The sequence below is a fragment of the Stenotrophomonas sp. YJH_SMC_46 genome (assembly GCF_059370315.1).
Window position 1 is genome coordinate 219,309 of the sequence record NZ_JCAFTO010000002.1, and the last position, 22,820, is coordinate 242,128.

The following is a 22,820-nucleotide window of genomic DNA, read 5'->3' on the forward strand; positions in this document are numbered from 1 at the left end:
GCGTCCTCAGCGCTTGGCCTGCCACGGGCAGTAGCAGCCCACGGCAAGCAGTCCCTTGGGGCGCACGGTTTCGCCGCGCACCAGTCTGTCCAGCAGCGGTTCGACGAAACTGTTGGCCGAGTTGCAGACCATGCCGATGCTGTACGGGCCGGCGTAGGCCAGATGGCCCTGCCGGTCCCAGATCGCCACCGCAGGGCTGGCCGGGATGTGCTCGATGCCGTCGATGGTCGGCAGGTTGATCACCTTGCTGCGCAGCGGCTCGGGCAGCGCGCCCTGCGTGCCAGGGCGGCGGATCGCGTAGAAGTCGATGCCGGCACGGCGGTACATGCTGATCAGGTAGCTCAGGTGCGCACCGGTCTCGCGGTTGCACACGCCGCAGGCCGGGTCCCAGAAATGCACCACGCGGATGCGGCCAGTGTCGCCGGCCAGATCGGCCGGCAGACGCAGTTGCGAGTCGTCGAAGACGATGGCCTGTTCGGTGAACGTGGACTGCGCGCTGTAGCCGAAGTACTGCCACAGCGCAGCCGCGACGCCGGCCATGAACAGGCAGGCGAGGGCGATCATCGTCGGCAGCAGCAAGCGGCGGCGCGGCGCGGCTGCGCCCATCAGGAGTCTTCCCGGCCGAACTTGTGCACGTACTGCTTGCGCATCTCGCGGCAGGAATCGGCCTGCGCGCGACGCTGGATCTCGCTACGCGACGGATCCTCGCTGCGCTGCAGGCACTGCTCGATGGCATGGCGTTCGGCGGCCTGTACGTCCACGGTCTGTGGCTGCAGGCAGACCCAGGCCAGCGCGGCCAGCATCAGCACCACAAAGCCACCGCACCCGGCCATCACCAGGTGGAACTTCAGTTTCTCGGCGCGCATCGATGCACGTCCCTTCATCCATACATTGCATACAAAATATCATTTTGTATGGATTGGGCGCCATGCGTTCGGTTCAGACAATGGCGTTGTGCCGGGCCTCGGGAACTTCGGACAGGATCTCGTTCAGCTTGGCCAGCGCCCCGGCCAAAGCGCCCTGGTCGACCGCGCCGCCCAGCGACAGGCGGATTGCGTTGCCCGGCGGCGGCTCTTCCACGCTGAAGGCGTCGGAACTGGCGATGCCCAGGCCCTGTTCCTGCGCGGCCTGGATCAGCCGGTACTGGTCAAGCCGAGGCGGCAGCGGCAGCCACACATGCAGGCCGGCCGGATGGGCCTGGGCGCGGGTGGGCAGATACCGGGCGGCAATGGCCTGGCGCTCGCGCAGCTCCTGCTGGAAGCGCTGCACCATGTCCTGGGCCTGGCCACTGCGGATCCACTGCGAGGCCACCGCCACCATCGACTGGGTCGGCATCAGTGCGATCGCGCGCAGGGCGTCCAGCACTGGCTCCATCGGCTCGCCGGCCGGCACCACCAGGTAAGCGGTGCGCAGGCCCGGGGCCAGGCACTTGGACAGGGTGGAGATGTAGTAGACCGGGCAGCCGGCGTCGCGATGGGCGGCCAACGGCGGCGCGGCATCACCAGCCAGCAACCAGTAGGGATCGTCTTCGATCACGGTCAGATCGTGGCGCTTGGCAACCGCCAGCAGGGCCTGCCGGCGCTGCGCCGACATCGTCGCCGTGGTCGGGTTCTGGATGGTCGGCACCAGGTACAGCAGGCGCGGGCGGCGCATCTGGCAGGCTTCTTCCAGTGCCTCGGGCAGCATGCCTTCGGCGTCCATCGCCACCGGCACTACGCCCCGCTGCAGCACGCGCGCGGCGGCCAGCAGGCCCGGGTAGGTCAGCTGCTCGGCGGCGATCAGCTCGCCTGGCTGGGTGCGGGCCAGGATCAGCGCGCACAGCGCGGTCTGCGCACCGGGGCAGATCACTACCTGGTCGGTGCCGACCGTCCCCAGCATCGGTGCCAGCCACTGTACGGCGGCGGCGCGGTCCTCGTGGGTACCGGCGCCGACGTGGTAGCTCATCAGTTCACCCTGGCCCAGCTGCTGGCCCACGTGCTGGAAGCCGGCTTCCATGCCCTGCGCGAACGGCGCGCTGCCCAGCAGCGGCGGGATGTTCATGCTCAGGTCGACCGAGGTGCTGCGGTTGCCGGCCGACAGCGCGATGAAGGTGCCGCCCGCGCCCTGCGCGTCGAGCAGGCCGGCCTGGCGCAGTTCGGCAAAGGCGCGGGTGACCGTGGTCAGGTCCACGCCCACCTGCTGGGCCAGGTCGCGCTGCGGCGGCAGGCGGTCGCCCGGGCGCAGCACGCCGTCATCCACCGCCTCGCGCACCTGCTGGGCAATCTGCAGGTACAGCGGGCCGGCGCCCTCGCGGAAGGGGCGGACCCAGGTGCGATTGGGGTGTTTCAGGCGGCGGCCGGCAGCAGGTGGCGTCATCGGTCAGATTTTCCATACGTGCAGATGCACAAGTCCATACAATGCTGTATCTTGTATGGGCTTGATTGGAGTGGCTCGCCTGCTTGTAGGCGACCTCGTACCCACAGTGTAGCCGCTCCACGCCCGGGCGCTGCGCGCAGGCGAGCCGGTCAAGCGCGCTTCTTCAACAGGGTTGACCTCCAATGAATATCTGCTGGAACCGCATCCGCCTGGCGCTGGTCGCCCTGGCCTGCGTCGGCCTGTCGGGCTGTGACTGGGTGCTGCTGGATTCGAAGGGCATGGTCGGGCTCGCCCAGCGCGACCTGATCCTGATCTGCATCGGCCTGATGCTGATCGTGGTGATACCGGCCATCGTGCTGACCTTCGTGTTCGCGTGGCGCTACCGCGCCGGCAACACCAAAGCGAAATACACGCCGGACTGGTCGCACTCCACCAAGGTGGAGATCGTGGTCTGGGGCGTGCCGCTGATCATCATCGCGGTGCTGGCGGTGATCGTGTGGAAGTCCACCCACGAGCTGGACCCCTACAAGCCGCTGGACGTGGCTGGCGAACCGCTGCAGGTGGACGTGATCGCCACCGACTGGAAGTGGGTGTTCGTGTACCCGGACCTGGGCATCGCCACGGTCAACCAGCTCAACTTCCCGGCCAATCGTCCGCTGGCATTCAACATCACCTCCAACTCGACGATGAATACCTTCTTCATCCCGCAGCTGGGTGGGCAGATCTACGCGATGGCCGGCATGCGCACGCAGCTGCACCTGATCGCCAACGAACCCGGCCAGTTCCGTGGCATGTCCGGCAACTACAGCGGGCATGGCTTCTCGAACATGAAGTTCATCGCCACTGCCAGCAGCAACGAAGACTTCGAGCGCTGGGTGGCCGAAGTGCGCAGCGCGCCCGACGCGCTCAGCTTCACGCAGTTCAAGGCGCTGGCCGCGCCGTCGAAGAACGCACCGGTGCAGCACTTCTCCAGTGTTGAACCGCTGCTGTTCAAGAAGGTCATCGACCAGTTCATCGGCGTCGGTGAGAACACCGCTGCTGCTACCCCGGCGGGCGCTGCCGGCGGTGCTCAGGTTTCCCAGGAGTAACGAACATGTTGGGTAAATTGACGTGGGAGGCCGTGCCGCTGCACGAGCCGATCGTCGTGGTCACATTGGCGGCCATGGTGCTGGGTGGCCTCGCGCTGCTTGGCGCAGTGACGTACTTCAAGCTGTGGGGCCCGCTGTGGCGCGACTGGTTCACCACCGTGGACCACAAGAAGATCGGCATCATGTACGTGGTGGTGGCGCTGGTCATGCTGGTGCGCGGCTTCGCCGACGCGCTGATGATGCGCGCACAGCTGGCCGCGGCCGGGCCAGGCAGTGACGGCTTCCTGCCGCCCGAGCACTACGACCAGATCTTCACCGCGCACGGCGTGATCATGATCTTCTTCGTGGCCACCCCGTTCGTGGTCGGCCTGATGAACATCATCGTGCCGCTGCAGATTGGTGCGCGCGACATGGCGTTCCCGTTCCTCAACGCCTTCAGCTTCTGGATCTTCGTGGTCGGCGCGGCGCTGATGATGATCTCGCTGGGCGTTGGCGAATTCGCCATGACCGGCTGGGTCGCCTATCCGCCGCTGTCGGGCATCGAGTTCAGTCCAGGCGTAGGTGTCGACTACTACATCTGGGCCCTGCAGGCGTCCGGCATCGGTACGTTGCTGACCGGCGTCAACCTGTTCATCACCATCCTGCGCATGCGTGCGCCGGGCATGACCCTGATGAAGATGCCGGTGTTCACCTGGACCGTGCTGGTCACCAGCGTGATCATCATCGCCGCCTTCCCGATCCTGACCGTGGCGCTGGGCGCGCTCACCCTGGATCGCTACCTGGACTTCAACTTCTACACCAACACATTGGGTGGCAACCCGATGATGTACGTGAACCTGGTGTGGGCCTGGGGCCATCCGGAGGTGTACATCCTGGTGCTGCCGGCGTTCGGCATCTTCTCCGAAGTCACTGCCACGTTCGCGCGCAAGAAGCTGTTCGGTTACAAGTCGATGGTGGGCGCCACGCTGGCGATCGGCATCCTGTCGTTCATCGTCTGGCTGCACCACTTCTTCACCATGGGTTCCGGTGCCAGCGTCAATGCCTTCTTCGGCATCATGACGATGATCATCGCCATTCCCACCGGCGTGAAGATCTTCACCTGGCTGTTCACCATGTACGGTGGCCGCGTCGAGTTCAGCGTGCCGATGCTGTGGACCGTCGCCTTCCTGGTCACCTTCACCATCGGTGGCATGACCGGCGTGCTGCTGGCCATCCCGGGCGCGGACTTCCTGCTGCACAACAGCCTGTTCCTGGTCGCGCACTTCCATAACACCATCATCGGCGGCGCGCTGTTCGGCTACCTGGCCGGCTTCGCCTACTGGTTCCCGAAGGTGTTCGGCTTCACCCTCAACGAGCGCCTGGGCAAGTGGTCGTTCGCCTGCTGGGTGATCGGCTTCTACCTGGCCTTCATGCCGCTGTACATGCTCGGCTTCATGGGCATGACCCGCCGCATGAACCAGTACGACAACCCGGCGTGGACGCCGTACCTGATCGCCGCCTTCATCGGTGCGCTGTTCGTGTTCGCGGGCATCATCCTGATGCTGGTGCAGATCTACGTGAGCGTGCGCGACCGCAAGCGCAACCTGGACCTGACCGGCGACCCGTGGAACGCACGCACGCTGGAATGGGCCACGCCGTCGCCGCCGCCGTTCTACAACTTCGCCGTGGTGCCCAAGGCCGATGAGCTGGACGCCTTCCACGAAGCGAAGAAGCGCGGCCTGCCGCCGCCGCCGAAGAAGTACGCACCGATCCACATGCCGAAGAACACCGGCGTGCCGCTGATCCTCAACATCTGGATCCTGGTGCTGTGCTTCGCCCTGGTCTGGCACATCTGGTGGATGGCCGCGGCCAGCTTCATCGCGATGATCGTGACCCTGATCGTGCGGTCCTACGACGAGGACGTGGACTACTACGTCAGTTCCGAAGAGGTGGCGCGCACCGAAGCGGCCAGCCTGGCCAAGTTGAAGGAGGTACGCGCATGAACCTGTTGACCCGCCCCGAGCTGGCCAGCGACACGCAGGCTCATGAGGACCACCACGAGCACGACCACGGCCACGAACAGGGCGGCATGAAGGTGTTCGGCATGTGGGTCTACCTCATGTCCGACCTGGTGCTGTTCGGTTCGCTGTTCGCCTCGTACGCGGTGCTCAGCACCGCCTACGCCGGCGGCCCCACCGGCAAGGAGCTGTTCTCGCTGCCGTTCGTGATGGCCGAGACCTTCCTGCTGCTGGTCTCCAGCATCACCTACGGCCAGGCCGTACTGGCGATGCATCGCCACGACACCTCGGCGGTGCTGCGCTGGCTGGGCGTGACCTTCGTGCTCGGTGCCTCGTTCATCGGCATGGAGATCTACGAGTTCTCGCACCTGATCCACGAAGGCGCGGGCCCCAGCACCAGTGCCTACCTGTCGGCGTTCTTCGCGCTGGTCGCCACCCACGGCCTGCACGTGGCCAGCGGCCTGATCTGGATGGCGGTGGTCATGCACCAGGTCTACCGCCGTGGCCTGACCCCGACCAACATCACCCGTGTTTCGTGCCTGAGCCTGTTCTGGCACTTCCTGGACCTGGTGTGGATCTGCGTCTTCACCTTCGTCTACCTGATCGGAGCCTTCTGACATGGCCCACGTCGAAACCTCGCGCGCCGGCAATGCGCACGGCTCCACCAAGTCCTACCTGATCGGCTTCGTGCTGTGCGCGCTGCTGACCGTGGTGCCGTTCGCACTGGTGATGAACCCGGTGCTGTCGCGGCCGCTCACGCTGTTCCTGCTGGTCGGCTTCGCGGTGGCGCAGATCCTGGTACAGCTGGTCTATTTCCTGCACATGGACCGCAATTCCGAAGGTGGCTGGAACCTGGCCAGCTTCGTGTTCACCCTGGTGATCCTGTTCATCGTCGTCGCGTTGTCGGTCTGGATCATCTGGAGCATGCACTACCACATGATGATCAACTGAGCTGGCGAACCGTGAAAGGCATTGCGTTCTCCCATCGTGGCCTACGCCTGGCCGCAGGCCTGCTGCTCGGCCTGCTGGCCGGCTGCAGCGCGCAGTCGCGCATGGACTTCTATGCGAAGGACATCGCCTGCGAAGAACTTGGCCAGCAGTGGTCGATGCCCGACAGCCACGGCACCGTGCGTGGCCCCAAGGACCTGCAGGGGCAGGTGACCTATCTGTTCTTCGGCTTCACCAGCTGCCCGGACGTATGCCCGACCACGATGGTCGAGCTGAGCCAGGTCAAGCACCTGATGGGCAAGGATGCCGACCAGCTGCAGGTGGTGTTCGTCAGCGTCGACCCGGCCCGCGACACGCCCGAGGTCGCGCGCACCTATGTCGAAGCGTTCGACCCCAAGGCAATCGCGCTGGTCGGCAACGAAGCACAGCTGGCGGCGATGGCCAGCGACTTCAAGGCGTTCTACGAGAAAGAGCCCGGCGAGGTACCGGATACCTACACCATGAGCCACATTGCCGGCGGCTACGTGTTCGACCGCCAGGGTCGACTGCGCCTGTTCGCGCCCTATGGCATGCCGGTGGACAAGCTGTTTTCCGACGTGCAGCGCCTGCTGCTGGAGCCCGCTCATCCCGCCGCCGGCAACGACGCACTGGCCAGCTGCAGTCTCAAGCAAAGCGACACACTCGCCGCGCGCTGACGTCACCTCCACCGCGGTGGGTGCCGACCGTTGGTCGGCACTTCCCCACACACCCATCCCCCGGCCGGCCAGGAGAGCCAACCGGCCAGGGGCACCACTCAACGCCTTACTTGGTCTCTTCCCACTGCACCACGTCCGGCTCGGTCGCGCGGATACCGGCGGTGGACAGCAGCTTGGTGCTCGCATCCAGCGCCGCGTTCACCGACGGGTACTCCACGATGGCCTGGCCTGAAGCCTTGGAGACCTTCACCACGGTACCGCCAGTGGCGGCGGCTGCGCGCTGGGCCGAGGCTTCATCGGCGAAGAACACCTTGACCCGCGAGGTCGCCACCACCGGCGCGCCGTCACGGGACACCGCCGCCGCGAACTTGCCGGCGCCGGCATCAACAGGCGCGGCCGCGGCGCCATCCAGCGAACGCTTGGTACGCGCGCTGGTGGTCGCCGCCGCCTGCGGGGTGATCGTGAACTGGCCGCCGCTGGCCTGCTTTACCGTTGCCGAGGGCGACAGCTGGAAACGCGTGCCGCCCACGTCGAATGTGCGGCCGGTAGCGGATGCCTTCAGTTCCTGCGCATCCACGGTCGACAGGGTCCTGGCCGGAGGGGTCTGCCCCGAGCTCTGTGCCCAGGCAGGGGAGGTCATCACCGCGAAGGTGAGCGTGCTCAACAGAATGGTCGTCTTCATCATCAGTGCCCCAGAACGCGGATCTTGAAGAATTCGAGGTTGCCACGCGATGCAGCGGTCGCGGCCTGCCCCATGTCGGTCACTTCCAGCGTCCAGGTGCCCGTGGCGTTCTCATCCAGGAAGGCATTGCTGGACAGCAGGTCCCAGCTGGTGAAGTTGCTCTGCGCGCCACCCGTGCCCGAACCGATCGCGGTGAACGCCGGCTGCACCACGCTGCGGGTGCCGCTGGGCGACACCAGCACGAACTGCAGCTGGCGCGTGTTGCGGTGGTTGACCCGGAAGCCCAGCTGCACGCTCTCGATGTTGCGCGCGCCGTTGGCCAGCTGGAAGGTCAGGCGTGCGGCGGCGGCCGAGGTGTTGCCGATGGCCACGGTACGCGTGGTGTTGCGCCAGCCGCTATCGACCAGCGCACCGAGCGACTGGAAGTTCTCGGCCACCTGCACCGCGCGTGCAGCGTTGACCACGCCGAAGCCATACCAGTTGCTGTAGGCACGGCCGGCAGCATTCACCGTCCAGCCCGGCACCAGCGTGCGGCCGTCGGCCAGCGTCACCGCCGGCTGGTTCGGGTGGTTGCGGGTGGCGGTGGTGGCCAGGATGTACTTCACATCGCGATAGGACAGGTTCGGGTTGGCTTCCAGCACCAGCGCCGCCACGCCCGAGACCATCGGCGCCGACGCCGAGGTGCCGTTCATCTTGGCGGTGTAGTTGCAGGTGCTGTCGATGGCCGACAGGTTGCTGTCCAGGGTGTTCTGGCGGTTGGTGTTCTTGTTGCTGCCCTGCGCGCACCCGGTCACGTCGGTGGTGACGATGGCCGGGTCGTACGCGCGTGCCACCAGGCCGGGGGCGTACTGGGCCTGCAGGCCGTACTCACCGCCAAAGGCCGAGACCCACAGCGCCGAGCCGGTGGAGGAGTAGGACGAGCGCACGCCATCGGCACGCACCGCGCCTACGGTGATCACGTTGAACAGGTTGTTGCGCGGATCGCGTCCGGCCGGCACGCAGCCGGTGTTGCGGTTCTTGGTGTCGGTGGTGCAGACATCCTGGGTCTGGCTGATCGAGGCATTGTTGAAGTTGTTGCCGGCCGACTTCACGTAGATGCCGCCACGGCCACCGCGGGTGCCCGACAGCGCCTGCTCGTACGAACGGATCGTGTTTTCGCTGTACGCCAGCGGCAGGTTCGGATTGCCCGGGCCGGCACCCCAGCTGTTGTTGAACACCTGCACGTCGGCCGACTCCGCGCCGTCCCACCAGGCGTACTCGATGTTGCTCTGCTGGTTGCCCAGGGCCGAGCGCGAAATCGGGTTGAAGCCCTTCAGCGTCGCCGCCGGCGCCACACCGCGCACGCCCAGGTTGTTGGCGCCCACCGCGCCCGCAATGCCGCCGACCATGGTGCCGTGGTTGTCGACATCCGGGTTGGTCGGGGTGGGGTTGTTCGAGCCATTGGTGAAGTTCTTGCCGGCCACCGCCGCCACGTTGGCGGCCAGGTCCGGGTGCGCGATCTGCAGGCCGTCATCGACGATGGCGATGGTGACGCCCTGGCCACGGATGCCATTGCGGAACAGGCCATCCACGTTCAGGTCGTTGCCGGCCACCGGCAGTGTGTCAGCCGGGACAGTCTGCCCGGTGTTGAGCAGGTGCCACTGTATCCCCGCCAGTGGATCGGCCTGTTGGGCCTGGGCGGTGACGGCCAGGCTGCCCAGCACCAGGGCAGTGGCGAGGGCCAGGCGCGCAGAGCGCGGTGGCGCGGAGCGTTGCGTGTGTCGCTTCATACACGAATCCTTCTGTTGTGAATCGGCATGGCAGGACGGCGGGGCGGATCTGCCCCATCGCAACGAGCCAAACGCGACACAACGAAGACCCCCTACCTCTTCACACACCCAATCTGCAGATGTGCCGATTGCGTCACAAACGCTTATGCCGCGGGGTAATGACGACTGCCGAGCCCCGCATCTGGTGGACGCCAACCTTGGTTGGCCCGCATATCCACGCATGGCGTGGATCTACCATGTGTCATCGCGCGCCCTCACATCGCGCTGTGCTACTACAGCCCGTGCACCCTTCCGCACGGAGCACGATGATGGTCAATCCGCTCGCCCAGGCCCATCGCGGCCTCGGCACCACACTGTTCAGCCTGTTGAACCCGATACCCTTCGGTTTCTTCGTCGGCGCACTGATCTTCGACGCGATCTACCTCAACAGCGCCGAGGTGATGTGGGGCAAGGCAGCCGCCTGGCTGATCACCTTCGGCCTGCTGATCGCCATCGTGCCGCGCCTGATCAACCTGTTCGCGGTCTGGCGCCGCAACGGCACGGCCACCCGCATCGACCGCATCGACTTCTTCCTCAACCTGGTCGCGGTGGTGCTGGCCATCTGGAACGCGTTCGTGCACAGCCGCGATGCGTATGCCGCTGCCGTGCCGGGTACGATCCTGTCGGCGCTGACCGTGGCCCTGATCGCCCTGGGCCTGATCCTGCTGTCACTGCAGCCGCCGGTGCTGCAGGGAGGTCGTCATGGCTAAGCACATCCTGCCCACCGTGGCCGCGCTGGCACTGGCCGTCACCCTGTCGGCCTGCGCGGGCAAGGCCGAATACCACCCCGCTGACCAGTCCGGCGCACAGCCGCCGTTGCCGGCACCGAAGAACTTCCTGATGCCGCCGATGCAGGTGCCCAAGGGCGTCGGCTGGGCCGACGGCCAGTCGCCCTCGGTGGCAGAGGGCCTGAAGATCGAGCGCATCGCCGCCAACCTGCTGCATCCGCGGCGGCTGTTGACCCTGCCCAACGGCGATGTGCTGGTGGTGGAAGGCAACGGCCCCGGCGAAGAACCGGTCACCACGCCCAAGCAGTGGATTGCCGGCAAGGTGAAGGCGCGCTCGGGCAAGGCCGGCAAGGGCGGCAACCGGGTCACCCTGCTGCGCCGCTCGCCGGGAACGAACACCTGGACCCAGCACGTCTACATCGAAGGCCTCCACTCGCCGTTCGGCATCCAGCTGATCGGTGACACGCTGTACGTGGCCAACACCGGCAACATCATGCAGTACCACTACGTGCCCGGCGAAACCCGCATGTCCGACAAGGGCCGCGAGTTCACCGACCTGCCCAGCACCATCAACCACCACTGGACCAAGGAACTGCTGGCCAGCCGCGACGGCCGCAAGCTGTACGTGGGCGTCGGCTCCAACAGCAACATCACCGAAAATGGCCTGGCCGTCGAATACCGCCGCGCGGTGGTGCTGGAAGTGGACGTGGCCACCCGTGGCAGCCGCATCTTCGCCTCGGGCATCCGCAACCCGACCGGCCTGGACTGGGAGCCGAGCACCGGAAAGTTGTGGGCTGTTGCGAACGAACGCGACGAGATCGGTGCCGACTTGGTGCCGGATTACCTGACCTCGGTGAAAGAAGATGGTTTCTACGGTTGGCCCTACAGCTACTACGGCCAGCACGTGGACGAGCGCGTGCAGCCGCAGCGGCCGGACCTGGTGGCCAAGGCGATCACACCGGACTACGCGATCGGCTCGCACGTGGCGCCGCTGGGGTTGCTGTTCTACACCGGCCAGGCACTGCCGGCGCAGTACCACGGCGGTGCCTTCATCGGCGAACACGGCAGCTGGGACCGTTCACCGCTGAGCGGCTACGAAGTGGTGTACGTACCATTCAAGGATGGCAAGCCGACCGGGCGGCCGCAGACCGTGGTCAGCGGCTTCACCTCGAAGGACGAGAAGACGCTGATGGGTGCACCGGTGGGCATGGCGATGGACGCCGAAGGCGCGCTGCTGGTGGCCGACGACGTGGGCGACGTGGTGTGGCGGGTGTCGGCCAAGTAGTTCTGTAGAGCCGAGCCCATGCTCGGCTGCTCTTCGTTCGGTGCACGGAAACCCGCGCGGTGCGCGCGTAAGCCGAGCATGGGCTCGGCTCTACAGTTCCGCAGTACTGCTGCGGAACCCGCTGAACACCGACTCGGCGGCAAACCCCACGCCGCCGAGCAGCACGCCGAAATACACCACCGTTGCCACCACGAAACCATAACCGGCCGCCACCGCCGCGCCATCGCGCTGGATGAAGCCAATCGCAAACGACATCAGCGCCAGTGCCGGCAGCGTGTTGCTGAAAGGAATCGGCCCGGCCGGCGCCATCAGCAGCAGGGTCGCGAACACCAGCATCAGGTTGTTCAGGCGCATCATCTTCTTCGAGCGCACCATCACCGCCAGCCGCATCGGCCGCGACAGCCGCTCCATGCGGTGCACCCACTTCAGCGCACGGCCCAGGTTGGCCTTCAGCTTGTCGGTGGCGATCTCGCGGCGCGCCAGCTTCTGCGGCACCCACAGCGGGCGGTCGCGCACACGGCTCAGGCCGATCAACAGGATCGAGGCGCCAAACACGGTGCTCAGCCCTGGAATCGACACCGGGATGATGAAGATGGCCGAGAGCAGGATCACGATCAGCAGCAGGCCCTCATCGCCCAGCGCGCTGAGCAGGGTGCCGACGCTGACCTGCTCGCCGGGCAGCTCGTCGATCATCTGCTCGATCTGCTGGGCCAGAGGCGCACTGTCGTTGGTTTCGGGGGCACGGTAGGTCATGCGTCGCAAGGTTCTCCAGGGAAGGGCGGTCAGCGGGCCGTCCTGCGGTGGGGGACGCACAGGCTCCCGCAGTATCCCGGCCAACGTGGGCAAAGAGGTGAACCGGGCATGAGGGGGTAAACTGGCGTGCCCCGCACGAGTTGAACGCAATGGACATGGGCCGCCGGCAATCGACCATCGAACTGGTCGCCATCGACATGGATGGCACGCTGCTGGACACGTCGCACCAGCTCACCGCACGCGCTCGGCAGGCCATCGCGCAGGCGCGCGCACTGGGCGTGCACATCGTGCTGACCAGTGGCCGCCCGGTCCCCGGCCTGGCGCCGTACCTGCACGAGCTCGGCATCAACGGCAACGACGACTACTGCATCGCCTGCAATGGCGGCCTGGTGCAGCGCATCGGCACGCGCGAAACCGTGGTCGAGTATCCGCTCAGCTTCGACGACTTCCTGTTCTGCGAGCAGGTCGCCCGCGACCTGGGCGTGCACTTCCAGGCGCTGGACAGCCGGCGCATGTACACGCCCAACCAGGACATCAGCTACTACACCGTGGCCGACTCGCATCTCTCGCGGATGCCGCTGTCGTACCGCCGCGTCGAAGACATGGACCCATCGATGTCCTTCATCAAGCTGATGATGATCGACGCGCCGGACGTGCTGGATGCCGCCATCGCGCGCCTGCCCAGCGAACTGACCGAGCGCTTCGCGGTATTGAAGAGCGCGCCGTACTTCCTGGAAGTGTTCGACCAACGCGCAGGCAAGGGCCCGAGCCTGCAGAAGCTGGCCGAGCATCTGGGCATCGATCGCGCCAACGTGATGGCCATCGGCGACCAGGAAAACGACCTGACCATGCTGCAGTACGCCGGTACCAGCGTGGCGATGGGTAACGCCATTGATGCAGTGAAGGCGGTTGCGCGGTTTGAAACCACCAGCAATGCCGATGACGGCGTGGCGCGGGCGATCGAGCGCTTCGTCCTGCAGTAACCGCGCGGTCAGCTGTCGAGGTAGCTGCCAACCTTGGTTGGCACACGCAGACGGCAAGCGCCGGCCAAGGTCGGCCCCGACCACGCCGGGGCTATACCCACGTATAACCCACCCATCCCTATCGCCATTCGCGCTGTACCACCGCGCAATGGCGAATGCGGCAGCGCGATGCAAGAATTTCGCACGTCGAAATCACGCCATCGAATCCTGCGGCAGAGGATCGTCTTCCTCTGCCACTGACCGGCGCGCACTGCGCCGTCACCCCCAACGCAATCGCATCGCCAGCCAGGGCGCCGACACCGGTGCTGCAACGCGCTGGCCGTGCACGTGCGCCGCTCTCTCCCTACATCCTGGATCTGCCCATGAACACCCCACCCACGACGCGCCTCGCCCTGGCCATCATCGCGGCCACCACCGCACCTGCGTACGCCGCGGAAACGCACGATGCCGCGCACGACACGCCCACTACACTCAACGCCCTGCAGGTCATCGCCACACCGCGCGGTGCGGCCGTGGCACCGACCCAGGTGATCGGCCCCAACCGCTACATCATCAAGGCCGAAGACCTCGACGCGATGGTCACCGGCAACAACGGCCTGGCCATGCTCAAGCAGGTGCCCGGTGCCAGCTACACCGCCACCGATGGGCTGGGCCTGGATATCTCGGCCACCAGCCTGTTCGTGCGCGGCTTCCGCATGAATGAAATGGGCATCACCTTCGAGGGCGTGCCGCTGAACGACAACGGCTTCCTCTCGCTCACCGGCACCAGCGTGGTGAACGTGGGCGTGCCCGATGGCATCGGCGCGATCACGGTCAGCCCTGGCGGCGCACCGGTCAGCGTGTTCTCCAGCAGCGTCAACGGCGGCAGCCTGGAATACCGCCTGCGCGAGCTGCAGGACACGCCCAGCCTGCGCGTGAAGCAGGGCGTGGGCAGCAACAACACGCTGGTCACCACCGTGTCCGGGCAGAGCGGCCAGCTCGGTGAGCATGGCCCGAAAGTGCTGGTCGACCTGCAGCGCGTGTCCGCCGACAAGTACCAGGGCGAGGGCACGCAGAAATTCCTGCGCGGCGACCTGAAGCTGCAGCAGGACGTCGCCTGGGGCGATGTCACCGTGTTCCTGTCCGACAGCAAGGCCAAGGTCTGGGGCTACAACAACATCTCCTTCGACATGATCCGCAAGCTGGGCTGGAAGGCCGACATCTTCTATCCGGATTATGCGTGGGCCTGGTACGTGGCCTCGCCGGAAAACGCGGACAAATCCTGCGGCGCCTACACCTGCGGTGAGCTGTCCGAACTGATTCCGTACGACACCGGCCAGACCACCCGCGACCGCGTGTCATCGATCAACCATCGCTTCCAGATCACCCCGGCGCTGAGTGGCAACGTGCAGCTGTACAACGCCAACAGCCACACCCAGGCCACGCTGACCGACCCGACCGTACCGTCGCCCAACGGCGCACCGTTCTCCGAACAGGTACAGACGCCGCGCCTCAACCGCCTGGGCGGCATGGTCAACCTGCAGTTCGAGACCGGCGCGCACACCTTCACTGCCGGTTTCTGGCAGGAGAAGAGCAAGGCCGCGGCCAAGACCGAGTGGTACCAGCAGCCACTGCTGGGCGAGGGCCCGCCGCTGAAGGCCACCGGCCCGTTCGACGTGTACGGCCCCGCGTTCAAGACCGACAACGCATCGAGCTGGGTGACCCGCTCGCGCCAGTTCTACCTGCAGGACGACATCGTGCTGAACGACACGCTGAAGCTGGGTGTCGGCTTCAAGGCCGTGGACTTCCGCACCCGCGGTGGCGGCCTGGGTGATGCCAAGGACCGGCCGGTGAACGGCACGCTGCGCGCGAAGAGCAACTTCCTGCCGCACGTCTCGCTGTTCTGGAGCCCGACCGAATCCACCGACGCCTTCATCGACCTGGCCAACACCATGAACGGCTACCGCGTGGCCCAGCGCGGCAACATCGGCTACACCGCCTCCGCATGGACCATCACCGACCAGGAAGAGTTCGACCGCGTGGCCGGCACGCTGCGCCCGGAGAGGAACTGGAACCTCACCGTAGGCGCGTCGCATCGCTTCGACCGGCTGACGATCACCGGCGACGTGTTCTACAACGACATCCGCAACCGCCTGCTGTCGGCCGCCATCGGTACCCAGTTCGCGCAGATCAACACCGTGCGGCTGATGCCGAAGATGCACGTGATCGGTGTCGACCTCGGCATCACCGCCGACCTGACCGACCACCTGCAGTTCTATCAGGGCGTGGCCGTGGCCCGTTCGTACTACGACAGCGATTTCGTGGTGGGCGACACGGTGTACCCGATCAAGGGCAATGCCCAGCCGGGCTACCCGCAGATCTCGCTGGTCAGCGACCTGTCCGCGCACTTCGGTGACTGGCGCTTTGGTGCAACCAGCACCTCGTACCTGCGCCAGCCTTTCACCTACGAGAACGACATCCGCGTGCCGACCTTCTGGCAGGTCAACACCTATGCCGCCTACCGCTTCGGTGCAGACAGCGCAGTGCCCGGCCTGGAGCTGCGGCTGGACGTGAGCAACCTGTTCAACCGCCACAACATCGGCACCGCCACCATTGCCGGCTCGTCGTTCTCGGGGGACTACCAGACCCTGCAGCGCAGCGCGCCACGGCAGCTGATGTTCAGTACCTCGATGACCTTCTGAGTAGATCCACGCCATGCGTGGATAGCTGACCCCTGCCAGAGGCACGCCTTGCGCAATCAACAGGGATTTTCTGGCGGCGACGCAAGGTTCCCACAATGTTGCTGGGTCATCCTGTCGGCATGGCTCAGTACAACCCGCGATCACCGTTGTTCGACATCCAAAGCCCGGGACGGCCCAGGCAGGCGCCGTCCGTGACGCCTGTGATCGACCTGCAGGCCGAGTACCAGTTCTGGCACGTCTACGAGCGCGTGGTCCGTCCGTTGCCCGGTGGGGGGCTGCGGCTGGCCTGGCTGGTGTGCCAGAAGGTGTACCGGGACCGGTGGCAGCACCCGGACGACAGCGACGAGGCGGCGTTGTCACGGGTGCTGTTTGGCGGGAACATGACGGCTGACCGCGCGTCGGAGCTGGCGGAGCTGCACGCGCTGGTCAGCCGTCGGGTGGCGTTGCTGGCGAAGCGGGGACGGTTGCATTCGGCAGCCTGATGCCTGCCCTTGGTGGGGTCGACTGTTAGTCGACCGCTCTTCGCACCCAACTGTAGGTAGAAGGCCGTGCGTGGTAGATGCATCTTCCGCATCCACTGCGGCTGATTGCAATGCTTGTCTCCCGTGCGGTAGCGTGGTCAGGTACACCCCGGTACCGTCTCTGTCCTTCTGGGCACGCGGCCGGGGTATTTTTTTGATTGTTGCTGCTCCCGTGCGGACGAGGGCTCCCGGCAATCAGGCTCATGCATTTCCCCGGTCCAGCTGCCGATAGCCAATCGCCTCAGCCAGATGCGCCGTCCGGATCACCTCGCAACCCGCCAGATCCGCAATCGTGCGCGCCACGCGCAGAATCCGGTGCATCGCCCGTGCGGAAAGCTGCAGACGTTCAATCGCCTGCTCAAGTAGATCCTGATCGGCCTCGCTCAGCTTCGTGCACGCCCGCAGCGCCGCCGGCGGCAGATGTGCATTGAGCCCGCCACGTGCCTGCTGCCGGGCATGGGCGGCTTCCACCCGTGCACGTACCGCAGCACTGGGCTCACCCAGTGGCGTGCTCTCCCGCAGCTCCACCGCGTCCATTCGTGTTACGCCGATATGCAGATCGATGCGGTCCAGCAACGGACCGGACACCCGCGCACGGTAGCGGTTGATCCGCTCGTCGCTGCACAGGCAACGGTTGCTGCGGTCACCGGCCCAGCCGCACGGGCAGGGATTCATCGCAGCCACCAGTTGGAACCGCGCGGGGTACTGCACGCTGCGCGCCGCGCGGGCGATGCGGATGTGGCCGGATTCCAGTGGCTCGCGCAGGGTTTCCAGCGCGCTGCGGTTCCATTCTGGGAGCTCATCAAGGAAAAGGACCCCATGGTGGGCCAGTGATATTTCACCGGGGCAGGGCGGGTTGCCCCCACCCACCAGCGCCGCCGCGCTCGCGCTGTGATGGGGCGCTCTAAAGGGCCGCTGCCGCCATCGCCTTGGGTCCAGCCCTTCGCCACTCACCGACGCAATCGCGGCAAGCTGCAGCGCCTCAGTCTCTTCGGTATCCGGCAACAGGCTGGGCAGGCGCGAGGCCAACAGTGTCTTGCCGCAGCCAGGACTACCGATCAACAACAGATGGTGCCCACCGGCAGCGGCCACTTCCAACGCGCGCCGTGCATGCGCCTGCCCGCGCACGTCAGCCAGATCCGGCAGCGGCAACGGCGTCGTGTCCACGCGCTCCACGGGCGGCAACAGGCGCGGGTTGCCCAACCCGGTGCAGCATTCCAGCAGCGTGCGCGCCACACGCACATCCGCGTGCTCGGCCAACGCAGCCTCTGCGGCATTCCCTGGCGGCACCACCAGGATGCGCCCGGCTTCAGCGGCCGCGATCGCAGCCGGTAGTGCACCGGCCACCGGCCGCAGTTCGCCGGTCAGGCCCAGCTCGCCCAGGAACTCGTACTGCAGCAGCGACTGTGGATCGACCTGGCCGCTGGCCGCCAGAATGCCCAGCGCAATGGCCAGGTCGTAGCGGCCCCCCTCCTTGGGCAGGTCGGCGGGCGCGAGATTCAATGTAATGCGCCGTTGCGGGAAGTCGAAACGTGCGCAGAGTAGGGCGGCACGCACGCGCTCGCGTGATTCGCGCACGCTGGTCTCGGCGAGGCCAACGATCTGGGTGACAGGCAGGCCGCCAGAGAGGTGCACTTCCACCCGCACCAGCGGGGCATCGACCCCGGCGCGGGCACGGCTGTGGACCAGCGCCAGGCTCATGTGTGGATTCCTGCAGAAAGACGCTTGATGGTGCGGCAGGTGCTCTGCAGGGACTATCGGGAATTGCCGGTGAAGCGGCTAGGGGGATTCCTGCAGACCGTTGGAGTGCGCCTGCGCGCTTCGTAGCGGCCGGTGTTCGCGATCGAGTGTCGGAACTCAACCGGTATGACGTGGAACAACGCCGGGGAATAGGCCGTTGCCGCTCGCCCGGGCCGGCCTTTCACCTCACTGGATCTGCGCCCGCGAGACTGCGGAAATCCAAGAAAATTCCCTATGAAGTGCTTTTCGTACAGGCATTTACATTTCACCGGAACTACACACATTTACTTGAAGGTGAGCAAAAGGGGCGCTAAAATTCACCCAACACACCCGCCAAGCCTCTGACGCGCTAGTTCGCGACATGCTCAAATTGGCGGGTTTTTTTTGCCTGCTGATTGGAGTCAGGATGACTCACTACCGCAAACCACCCCTGTCGATTCAGGAGCAGTTGGATCTCCTCCAGCAGCGCGGGCTGGCCATCGGCGACGCCGCCAATGCCAAACGCTATCTGCAGCGTGTTGGCTACTACCGCCTCATGGGCTATCTCTACACACAGCGTGTGCCCGGTAGCGACCGCTTCCGAGCTCAAGCGACATTCGAAGAAGCGGTCAGTCTCTATGAATTCGATAGGGCCCTTCGAGACCTGGTAATGGAGGCCGTTGGCCATATCGAGGTCGCAACGCGGACCGTGCTCACGTACCACTTTGCCCATGCCTATGGCGCCTTCGGCCACTTGGAGCCGCGCAATCTGGCATTCACCGGGCAGGAGTATGCGGATTGGCTCGGCGGCGTCGAAAGCGAAGTGACGCGCTCCAGGGAGGCGTTTATTCGGCACTACAAGGACAAGTACGCCTCACCCGCATTCCCCAGAGTACCGATCTGGATGGCGACAGAAGTCATGTCGCTCGGCTCGCTTTCTCGCTTCTACAAAGCGCTGCACTCCAGAGAACAGAAGGCTGTTGCGGGTGAGATGCTGCTGGCCGCGCCGGTCTTCGCAAACTGGCTGCATGTCACCAGCGTGGCGCGAAACGTCGTTGCACACCACAGTAGGTTATGGAACAAGGAGCTCGGTGTTTCGGCAGTTCGTCCACGGTCGGCAGGATGGTCTGAGCGCGAGGCGCCATACGCACCGAATCGTTGCTTCTTTCTGTTGCTCCTGCTTCGCAGACTTCTGGAAGCGACGACCGCTGATTTCAGGGATTGGCGTGAACGTGTCGATACCCACCTCTCGGCTGGCCTGACGACCGAAGTCCGAACGAGAAGCATCGGGGCTGCGACTGGATGGCAGGACCATCGCCTTTGGCGCGGGTAAGTCCCAGGAGGCGCCGCTTCCTCCAGACATTTGTTGCGAATGGGCCGGTTAGGGGGGGCGGTCAATGGCGGCCCAGCACCCCAAACAGACACCGCTGCTCATCCAGCACCAGCCCATTGAAGCGCCCAAACCGCGTCTCAACCCACGAAGGCCCAGCGCTTTCCACCAGCAATCGCCCTTGGCTCTGGTGCAGATCCAGCCAGCGCTCGAAGCTGATGCGCAGACGCTTGATGTCCGGCGCCCGCCAGCGGGCATCGGCGGGCATGCGGATCAGCACGCGCGAGGGCGCGTTCTCCACGTCCATCACCACAACGCCCTTGCACCGGATCTCGAAGGACGTTGCTCTGGCATAGCGTGTATGCAGTTCAAAGCCTTCGTGGGCCTTCGCGCTCACGAAGCCGAGTGCATCACTGTGCAGCAGGCGGTAATCGGCCGGCTGCAGCTTCTGGTAGGCCCACACCTGATCGCCCGCGGGCTCGGGCCACTCCACCCACAAGGCGCCGATCACCGCGATGCACACCACCGCAGCGGCCAAGCCGTGCATCTTCATTCGTCACCCCGCACACAGGCAGAAAACTCCGCGCCGTAAGCGCGCTCAGTCCTTGGGTCGCATCCGCTCGTGGATGAAGGCGGTCAGCGCGAGATCGGCCATCACCAGCCCCTCCATCACCCGGTCGCCCACGTACTGTTCGGGCTCGCCGTTCTGGCGCGTGCGCTCGGCCGCCAGCAGGATTTCCTGCACGATGCGCTGGCCGGTGAGCGCGCAGTCGGCGTCGGACAACGCCATCTGCCGGCTGCGCAGGTGGTGCCGCTCGGGCCAGGGCTGGCCGTCGGCCGCAGCGCCCGCACCGATGGCGTGCAGGATGGCGATGAGGCTGTTGGGGTCCAGCGCGGGCGCGGGTGACGGCGCTTCCTGGATCGGGCGCGGGGGCGGGGAGTGCGGTGTGGTCATGGCGGGCTCCGTGCATGCAGGCGGACGCCGCCACCGATAAAGGTGGCGGGCAGAGCGTGGCTCGAAAACCGGGCTATTAGGAAGAAACCGGCGGGCACAAGGCCCCCACGCCCCGCCCGCCATAGCTGGCAGACGGAATGCCAGCCGACACCACGCAAGGTGATGCCGGCTGGCAAGTGCAAACAACATCCTAATAGCTCGGGTTTTCGAGGCCCGGCCACCCGTTTTCGGTGGCGATACCAGAGTTGCCTGACGTAGTTGGGAATGCCAAGGGGGAGGGGGCAATGCCGCCAAAACCCGAGACGCTTTTGGCATTGTCGCATAGCGAGGAAAGCGGCGAGAGCCTTGGCGTGCTTGGCGCAGCGGCGCTTCTGGAACGGAGTCGTCAGAACCTTCTGCCAGAGATGTAAGGCGCGGCAAATGCGACAGCACTCGCCCATCGGGCATGTGTGATCGCTCATGCAACCGAACCGCTGCGACACCGGCTGGATGGTTTAAATGACTTCCTGCCTATTGAACCTACCGAGTGCCGCGCGCAATCTGACTACCGCTGTAGTCACCCGGAGCTGTCCTGCCCGAAGCAGGAAGGTTCTGCGGCGTTTGAACGGATTCCACCCACTGGTGCAGGCCAAAACAAGGATCACTGTACGTGTTACGCCGCAATCGACTTCTTCTGTCTGCGGGTCTGGTCCCGCTTCCGTGGTTTCTGTTCTGGACCAGCGTTGCCGCCCTGTTCGCGCCGGGCTACAACCCGCTTGCACAGCACGCCAGCGAACTGCTGCAGGCGCCAACGCTTGCAAGCATCTGCGGCAGAATCGCCGCCATCGGCTCCGGTATGGGCTTCGTGGCGTTCTCCATCGGGGTGTGGCGAGAGTCCGGCCGCCGCATTGCCGTGGGCGCGATCTGCTGGATGATCTTTGGCATCTCCATGCTGACCAACGGTCTCTGGCCCATGGGCCATCCGATGCACGGCTTCTATACCATCGGCATCGCAAACATCATTGCACCGGCGATGTCGCACATCGAACTGAGTGCGTGGTCTGCCAACCGAAGGGCGTACGCCGTGACCGCTATGGTGAGCATCGCGAGCATCGTCTATCTCTGGTTGAACGTGGTGGGAGCGGATCCGGATGGGTTCAGGGGGCTGACACAGCGCCTGTTCTCGTCGATCAACTCGCTGTGGCCATTCCTGGTTGCGCTGTATCTGCTGCGAAGGGGTTCAAGCGTGCTGAAGGCGGAGCCGACGTATTGATGGGCGGGCGTGCAGGCACATGGACGACCATTGAGTGTGTGGGGCTGAGAAGGGGATGAGGATTTTTCGCCGTCAGCTGATCTACGTTCGAGTGCACCAGGACCACTTCATTGCGCGCGTGGTGGGTGGAGACAGGACCATCCGTCGTCAGTGTCATGCCCTTGGCAATCGCGCGGGCCCGATCAAGGACTTTTCGAGTATCCGGCCCCTGCTCAAGGCGATCTTCTCGGAACTCCTGCCTGGGTTCTCTCTCGTCAAGCCGTGGGGGATTCTGCACTTTGATCCGGTTGAGTACCCGGTCACTAAGGAAGAACTGGCCGGGTTTCAGAAGGCTGCCATGCGAAGTGGTGTGAGCTTCTGTTTTCTCTCCACGTGGGAGCAGCGGCATGAAGACAAGGATCTGTTGGAGATGTTCAAGTAGTGCCGGCCCGATACTTCGTTCCAGGCCAGGCAAATTCGTGGTTGGGTCTGTTCAAGGTACTGCGAGAGTCCGCTCTTGGCCGGGAGCGGACATCGTTCGACGACCTGCTGCGTTGATCCTCCGTCGGCCAAAGCACGTGTCTCTCCTTCCCTCAATTGATGATCTCCCCACTCCCCGAAGCAACAAACGCCTTCAACTGCCGGACGAACTCCGCGTCATACAGCTCCCACTCCACAATCTCCCCCACAATCCGCAACGGCTGCGCACTCCGATACGACCGCGTCGGGTTCCCGGGAAACTTCTTGTTGGTCACGTTCGGGTTGTCCTCAAACGGCCCGGTCGGCTCCACCACATACACGCGTGGCCGCCCCTCACCTCTAGCCATCTCCGCAGCCAGCCCGGCGCCCTTGGCAATCGTGGTGAAGTAGATGTGGTTCATTATTACACTGTCGCGATAGTTGGAGCGGAAGCCCGCACTCAGCAACTCGCCCACCGCCAGATCGGCGCGGGTGCCGTGATAGAACGGCCCGGCGACCTGGTCGCAGGTGTCATGCGAAACGGGTGTCCATTCGGTGTCCTGCGCCATCGCTGCTGCCCCTCTCTGTGCTGCCGGATCGAC

At 65.3% G+C, this 22,820-nt stretch carries 23 protein-coding genes; 13 read left to right on the forward strand and 10 right to left on the reverse strand.

Features of this window, described 5'->3' with window-relative positions:
* Positions 1-6: 6 nt before the first annotated feature.
* The 3 genes from AC5P8C_RS05990 to AC5P8C_RS06000 are packed head-to-tail and all read right to left on the reverse strand — an operon-like array spanning position 7 to position 2,355.
* Positions 7-606 carry a DUF6436 domain-containing protein gene (locus AC5P8C_RS05990; protein ID WP_495218443.1) on the reverse strand — a complete coding sequence of 200 codons (600 nt, stop codon included), beginning with the start codon at positions 604-606 and terminating at the stop codon, positions 7-9.
* Positions 606-884 (reverse strand): hypothetical protein, encoded by a 279-nt coding sequence (locus AC5P8C_RS05995; RefSeq protein ID WP_019336318.1) that lies wholly within the window; start codon positions 882-884, stop codon positions 606-608. The genes AC5P8C_RS05990 and AC5P8C_RS05995 overlap by 1 nt, the downstream gene beginning before the upstream one ends.
* A 55-nt stretch (positions 885-939) precedes the next feature.
* The gene (locus tag AC5P8C_RS06000; RefSeq protein WP_019661607.1) at positions 940-2,355 is read right to left on the reverse strand and encodes an aminotransferase-like domain-containing protein; all 1,416 of its coding nucleotides are present in this window, start codon (positions 2,353-2,355) and stop codon (positions 940-942) included.
* A gap of 182 nt (positions 2,356-2,537) precedes the next feature.
* On the opposite strand from AC5P8C_RS06000, the gene cyoA reads away from it, so the two are divergent.
* The 5 genes from cyoA to AC5P8C_RS06025 are packed head-to-tail and all read left to right on the forward strand — an operon-like array spanning position 2,538 to position 7,083.
* Positions 2,538-3,443, forward strand: a complete 906-nt coding sequence (cyoA, locus tag AC5P8C_RS06005) for a ubiquinol oxidase subunit II (RefSeq protein WP_019661606.1) — start codon at positions 2,538-2,540, stop codon at positions 3,441-3,443.
* Between the two features lie 5 nt (positions 3,444-3,448).
* Entirely contained in the window at positions 3,449-5,425 is a 1,977-nt protein-coding gene (gene cyoB / locus AC5P8C_RS06010; protein WP_495218444.1) for a cytochrome o ubiquinol oxidase subunit I, read from the forward strand.
* Positions 5,422-6,057, forward strand: a complete 636-nt coding sequence (gene cyoC / locus AC5P8C_RS06015; protein WP_005414759.1) for a cytochrome o ubiquinol oxidase subunit III — start codon at positions 5,422-5,424, stop codon at positions 6,055-6,057. The genes cyoB and cyoC overlap by 4 nt, the downstream gene beginning before the upstream one ends.
* Before the next feature lies 1 nt (position 6,058).
* Positions 6,059-6,391, forward strand: coding sequence for a cytochrome o ubiquinol oxidase subunit IV (gene cyoD / locus AC5P8C_RS06020; protein ID WP_019661605.1), 333 nt, complete (start codon positions 6,059-6,061; stop codon positions 6,389-6,391).
* 11 nt (positions 6,392-6,402) lie between these two features.
* On the forward strand, positions 6,403-7,083 hold the full coding sequence (locus AC5P8C_RS06025; protein ID WP_019661604.1) for an SCO family protein: 681 nt from the start codon (positions 6,403-6,405) through the stop codon (positions 7,081-7,083).
* A gap of 106 nt (positions 7,084-7,189) precedes the next feature.
* On the opposite strand, the gene AC5P8C_RS06030 is transcribed toward AC5P8C_RS06025, so the two are convergent.
* Together AC5P8C_RS06030 and AC5P8C_RS06035 are read right to left on the reverse strand one after the other, a co-directional pair.
* Positions 7,190-7,768 carry a hypothetical protein gene (locus tag AC5P8C_RS06030; RefSeq protein ID WP_019661603.1) on the reverse strand — a complete coding sequence of 193 codons (579 nt, stop codon included), beginning with the start codon at positions 7,766-7,768 and terminating at the stop codon, positions 7,190-7,192.
* On the reverse strand, positions 7,768-9,534 hold the full coding sequence (locus tag AC5P8C_RS06035) for a S8 family serine peptidase (RefSeq protein ID WP_049441989.1): 1,767 nt from the start codon (positions 9,532-9,534) through the stop codon (positions 7,768-7,770). The genes AC5P8C_RS06030 and AC5P8C_RS06035 overlap by 1 nt, the downstream gene beginning before the upstream one ends.
* A gap of 308 nt (positions 9,535-9,842) precedes the next feature.
* On the opposite strand from AC5P8C_RS06035, the gene AC5P8C_RS06040 reads away from it, so the two are divergent.
* Positions 9,843-10,283 carry a DUF2231 domain-containing protein gene (locus AC5P8C_RS06040; RefSeq protein ID WP_019661601.1) on the forward strand — a complete coding sequence of 147 codons (441 nt, stop codon included), beginning with the start codon at positions 9,843-9,845 and terminating at the stop codon, positions 10,281-10,283.
* Positions 10,276-11,586, forward strand: coding sequence for a PQQ-dependent sugar dehydrogenase (locus AC5P8C_RS06045; protein ID WP_495218445.1), 1,311 nt, complete (start codon positions 10,276-10,278; stop codon positions 11,584-11,586). Before AC5P8C_RS06040 ends, AC5P8C_RS06045 begins: the two co-directional genes overlap by 8 nt.
* A gap of 90 nt (positions 11,587-11,676) precedes the next feature.
* Here the strand turns inward: AC5P8C_RS06045 and AC5P8C_RS06050 are convergent, their stop codons facing one another.
* The gene (locus AC5P8C_RS06050) at positions 11,677-12,339 is read right to left on the reverse strand and encodes an exopolysaccharide biosynthesis protein (protein WP_053443649.1); all 663 of its coding nucleotides are present in this window, start codon (positions 12,337-12,339) and stop codon (positions 11,677-11,679) included.
* A 149-nt stretch (positions 12,340-12,488) separates the two neighbouring features.
* Here AC5P8C_RS06050 and yidA point away from each other — a divergent pair, with 149 nt between their 5' ends.
* The 3 genes from yidA (at position 12,489) to AC5P8C_RS06065 (ending at position 16,485) form a co-directional block, all read left to right on the forward strand.
* A complete protein-coding gene (yidA, locus tag AC5P8C_RS06055) occupies positions 12,489-13,322 on the forward strand; it encodes a sugar-phosphatase (protein WP_495218446.1) in 834 nt (277 codons plus the stop codon).
* A 362-nt stretch (positions 13,323-13,684) separates the two neighbouring features.
* A complete protein-coding gene (locus AC5P8C_RS06060) occupies positions 13,685-16,003 on the forward strand; it encodes a TonB-dependent receptor (RefSeq protein ID WP_495218447.1) in 2,319 nt (772 codons plus the stop codon).
* Between the two features lie 95 nt (positions 16,004-16,098).
* The gene (locus tag AC5P8C_RS06065) at positions 16,099-16,485 is read left to right on the forward strand and encodes a hypothetical protein (RefSeq protein WP_313257094.1); all 387 of its coding nucleotides are present in this window, start codon (positions 16,099-16,101) and stop codon (positions 16,483-16,485) included.
* 240 nt (positions 16,486-16,725) lie between these two features.
* On the opposite strand, the gene AC5P8C_RS06070 is transcribed toward AC5P8C_RS06065, so the two are convergent.
* Positions 16,726-18,225 (reverse strand): YifB family Mg chelatase-like AAA ATPase, encoded by a 1,500-nt coding sequence (locus AC5P8C_RS06070; RefSeq protein WP_495218448.1) that lies wholly within the window; start codon positions 18,223-18,225, stop codon positions 16,726-16,728.
* Between the two features lie 445 nt (positions 18,226-18,670).
* On the opposite strand from AC5P8C_RS06070, the gene AC5P8C_RS06075 reads away from it, so the two are divergent.
* Positions 18,671-19,576 carry an Abi family protein gene (locus tag AC5P8C_RS06075; RefSeq protein WP_495218449.1) on the forward strand — a complete coding sequence of 302 codons (906 nt, stop codon included), beginning with the start codon at positions 18,671-18,673 and terminating at the stop codon, positions 19,574-19,576.
* 61 nt (positions 19,577-19,637) lie between these two features.
* Here AC5P8C_RS06075 and AC5P8C_RS06080 read toward each other — a convergent pair whose 3' ends face one another.
* Together AC5P8C_RS06080 and AC5P8C_RS06085 are read right to left on the reverse strand one after the other, a co-directional pair.
* Positions 19,638-20,126 (reverse strand): cold-shock protein, encoded by a 489-nt coding sequence (locus AC5P8C_RS06080; RefSeq protein WP_495218450.1) that lies wholly within the window; start codon positions 20,124-20,126, stop codon positions 19,638-19,640.
* Between the two features lie 45 nt (positions 20,127-20,171).
* Positions 20,172-20,528: a hypothetical protein gene (locus AC5P8C_RS06085; RefSeq protein WP_021201939.1), complete on the reverse strand. Its 357-nt coding sequence runs from the start codon at positions 20,526-20,528 to the stop codon at positions 20,172-20,174.
* Positions 20,529-21,177: 649 nt separating this feature from the next.
* Here AC5P8C_RS06085 and AC5P8C_RS06090 point away from each other — a divergent pair.
* Together AC5P8C_RS06090 and AC5P8C_RS06095 are read left to right on the forward strand one after the other, a co-directional pair.
* Complete coding sequence (locus tag AC5P8C_RS06090; protein ID WP_043401270.1) at positions 21,178-21,780, forward strand: DUF998 domain-containing protein; 603 nt, start codon at positions 21,178-21,180, stop codon at positions 21,778-21,780.
* 55 nt (positions 21,781-21,835) lie between these two features.
* Positions 21,836-22,201 carry a hypothetical protein gene (locus AC5P8C_RS06095; RefSeq protein ID WP_049444680.1) on the forward strand — a complete coding sequence of 122 codons (366 nt, stop codon included), beginning with the start codon at positions 21,836-21,838 and terminating at the stop codon, positions 22,199-22,201.
* Positions 22,202-22,352: 151 nt separating this feature from the next.
* On the opposite strand, the gene arr is transcribed toward AC5P8C_RS06095, so the two are convergent.
* Positions 22,353-22,787 (reverse strand): NAD(+)--rifampin ADP-ribosyltransferase, encoded by a 435-nt coding sequence (arr, locus tag AC5P8C_RS06100; protein WP_495218451.1) that lies wholly within the window; start codon positions 22,785-22,787, stop codon positions 22,353-22,355.
* Between the last annotated feature and the right edge of the window lie 33 nt (positions 22,788-22,820).

Coding starts and splice junctions, on each gene's coding strand:
- AC5P8C_RS06070 (WP_495218448.1), bottom strand. CDS start 18,225: ATGAGCCTGGCGCTGGTCCACAGCCGTGCCCGCGCCGGGGTCGATGCC.
- arr (WP_495218451.1), bottom strand. CDS start 22,787: ATGGCGCAGGACACCGAATGGACACCCGTTTCGCATGACACCTGCGAC.
- AC5P8C_RS06045 (WP_495218445.1), top strand. CDS start 10,276: ATGGCTAAGCACATCCTGCCCACCGTGGCCGCGCTGGCACTGGCCGTC.
- AC5P8C_RS05995 (WP_019336318.1), bottom strand. CDS start 884: ATGAAGGGACGTGCATCGATGCGCGCCGAGAAACTGAAGTTCCACCTG.
- AC5P8C_RS06075 (WP_495218449.1), top strand. CDS start 18,671: ATGACTCACTACCGCAAACCACCCCTGTCGATTCAGGAGCAGTTGGAT.
- cyoD (WP_019661605.1), top strand. CDS start 6,059: ATGGCCCACGTCGAAACCTCGCGCGCCGGCAATGCGCACGGCTCCACC.
- AC5P8C_RS06035 (WP_049441989.1), bottom strand. CDS start 9,534: ATGAAGCGACACACGCAACGCTCCGCGCCACCGCGCTCTGCGCGCCTG.
- yidA (WP_495218446.1), top strand. CDS start 12,489: ATGGACATGGGCCGCCGGCAATCGACCATCGAACTGGTCGCCATCGAC.
- AC5P8C_RS06040 (WP_019661601.1), top strand. CDS start 9,843: ATGGTCAATCCGCTCGCCCAGGCCCATCGCGGCCTCGGCACCACACTG.
- cyoB (WP_495218444.1), top strand. CDS start 3,449: ATGTTGGGTAAATTGACGTGGGAGGCCGTGCCGCTGCACGAGCCGATC.
- AC5P8C_RS06080 (WP_495218450.1), bottom strand. CDS start 20,126: ATGAAGATGCACGGCTTGGCCGCTGCGGTGGTGTGCATCGCGGTGATC.
- AC5P8C_RS06085 (WP_021201939.1), bottom strand. CDS start 20,528: ATGACCACACCGCACTCCCCGCCCCCGCGCCCGATCCAGGAAGCGCCG.
- cyoA (WP_019661606.1), top strand. CDS start 2,538: ATGAATATCTGCTGGAACCGCATCCGCCTGGCGCTGGTCGCCCTGGCC.
- AC5P8C_RS06050 (WP_053443649.1), bottom strand. CDS start 12,339: ATGACCTACCGTGCCCCCGAAACCAACGACAGTGCGCCTCTGGCCCAG.
- AC5P8C_RS06030 (WP_019661603.1), bottom strand. CDS start 7,768: ATGATGAAGACGACCATTCTGTTGAGCACGCTCACCTTCGCGGTGATG.
- AC5P8C_RS06095 (WP_049444680.1), top strand. CDS start 21,836: ATGAGGATTTTTCGCCGTCAGCTGATCTACGTTCGAGTGCACCAGGAC.
- AC5P8C_RS05990 (WP_495218443.1), bottom strand. CDS start 606: ATGGGCGCAGCCGCGCCGCGCCGCCGCTTGCTGCTGCCGACGATGATC.
- AC5P8C_RS06000 (WP_019661607.1), bottom strand. CDS start 2,355: ATGACGCCACCTGCTGCCGGCCGCCGCCTGAAACACCCCAATCGCACC.
- cyoC (WP_005414759.1), top strand. CDS start 5,422: ATGAACCTGTTGACCCGCCCCGAGCTGGCCAGCGACACGCAGGCTCAT.
- AC5P8C_RS06060 (WP_495218447.1), top strand. CDS start 13,685: ATGAACACCCCACCCACGACGCGCCTCGCCCTGGCCATCATCGCGGCC.
- AC5P8C_RS06065 (WP_313257094.1), top strand. CDS start 16,099: ATGTTGCTGGGTCATCCTGTCGGCATGGCTCAGTACAACCCGCGATCA.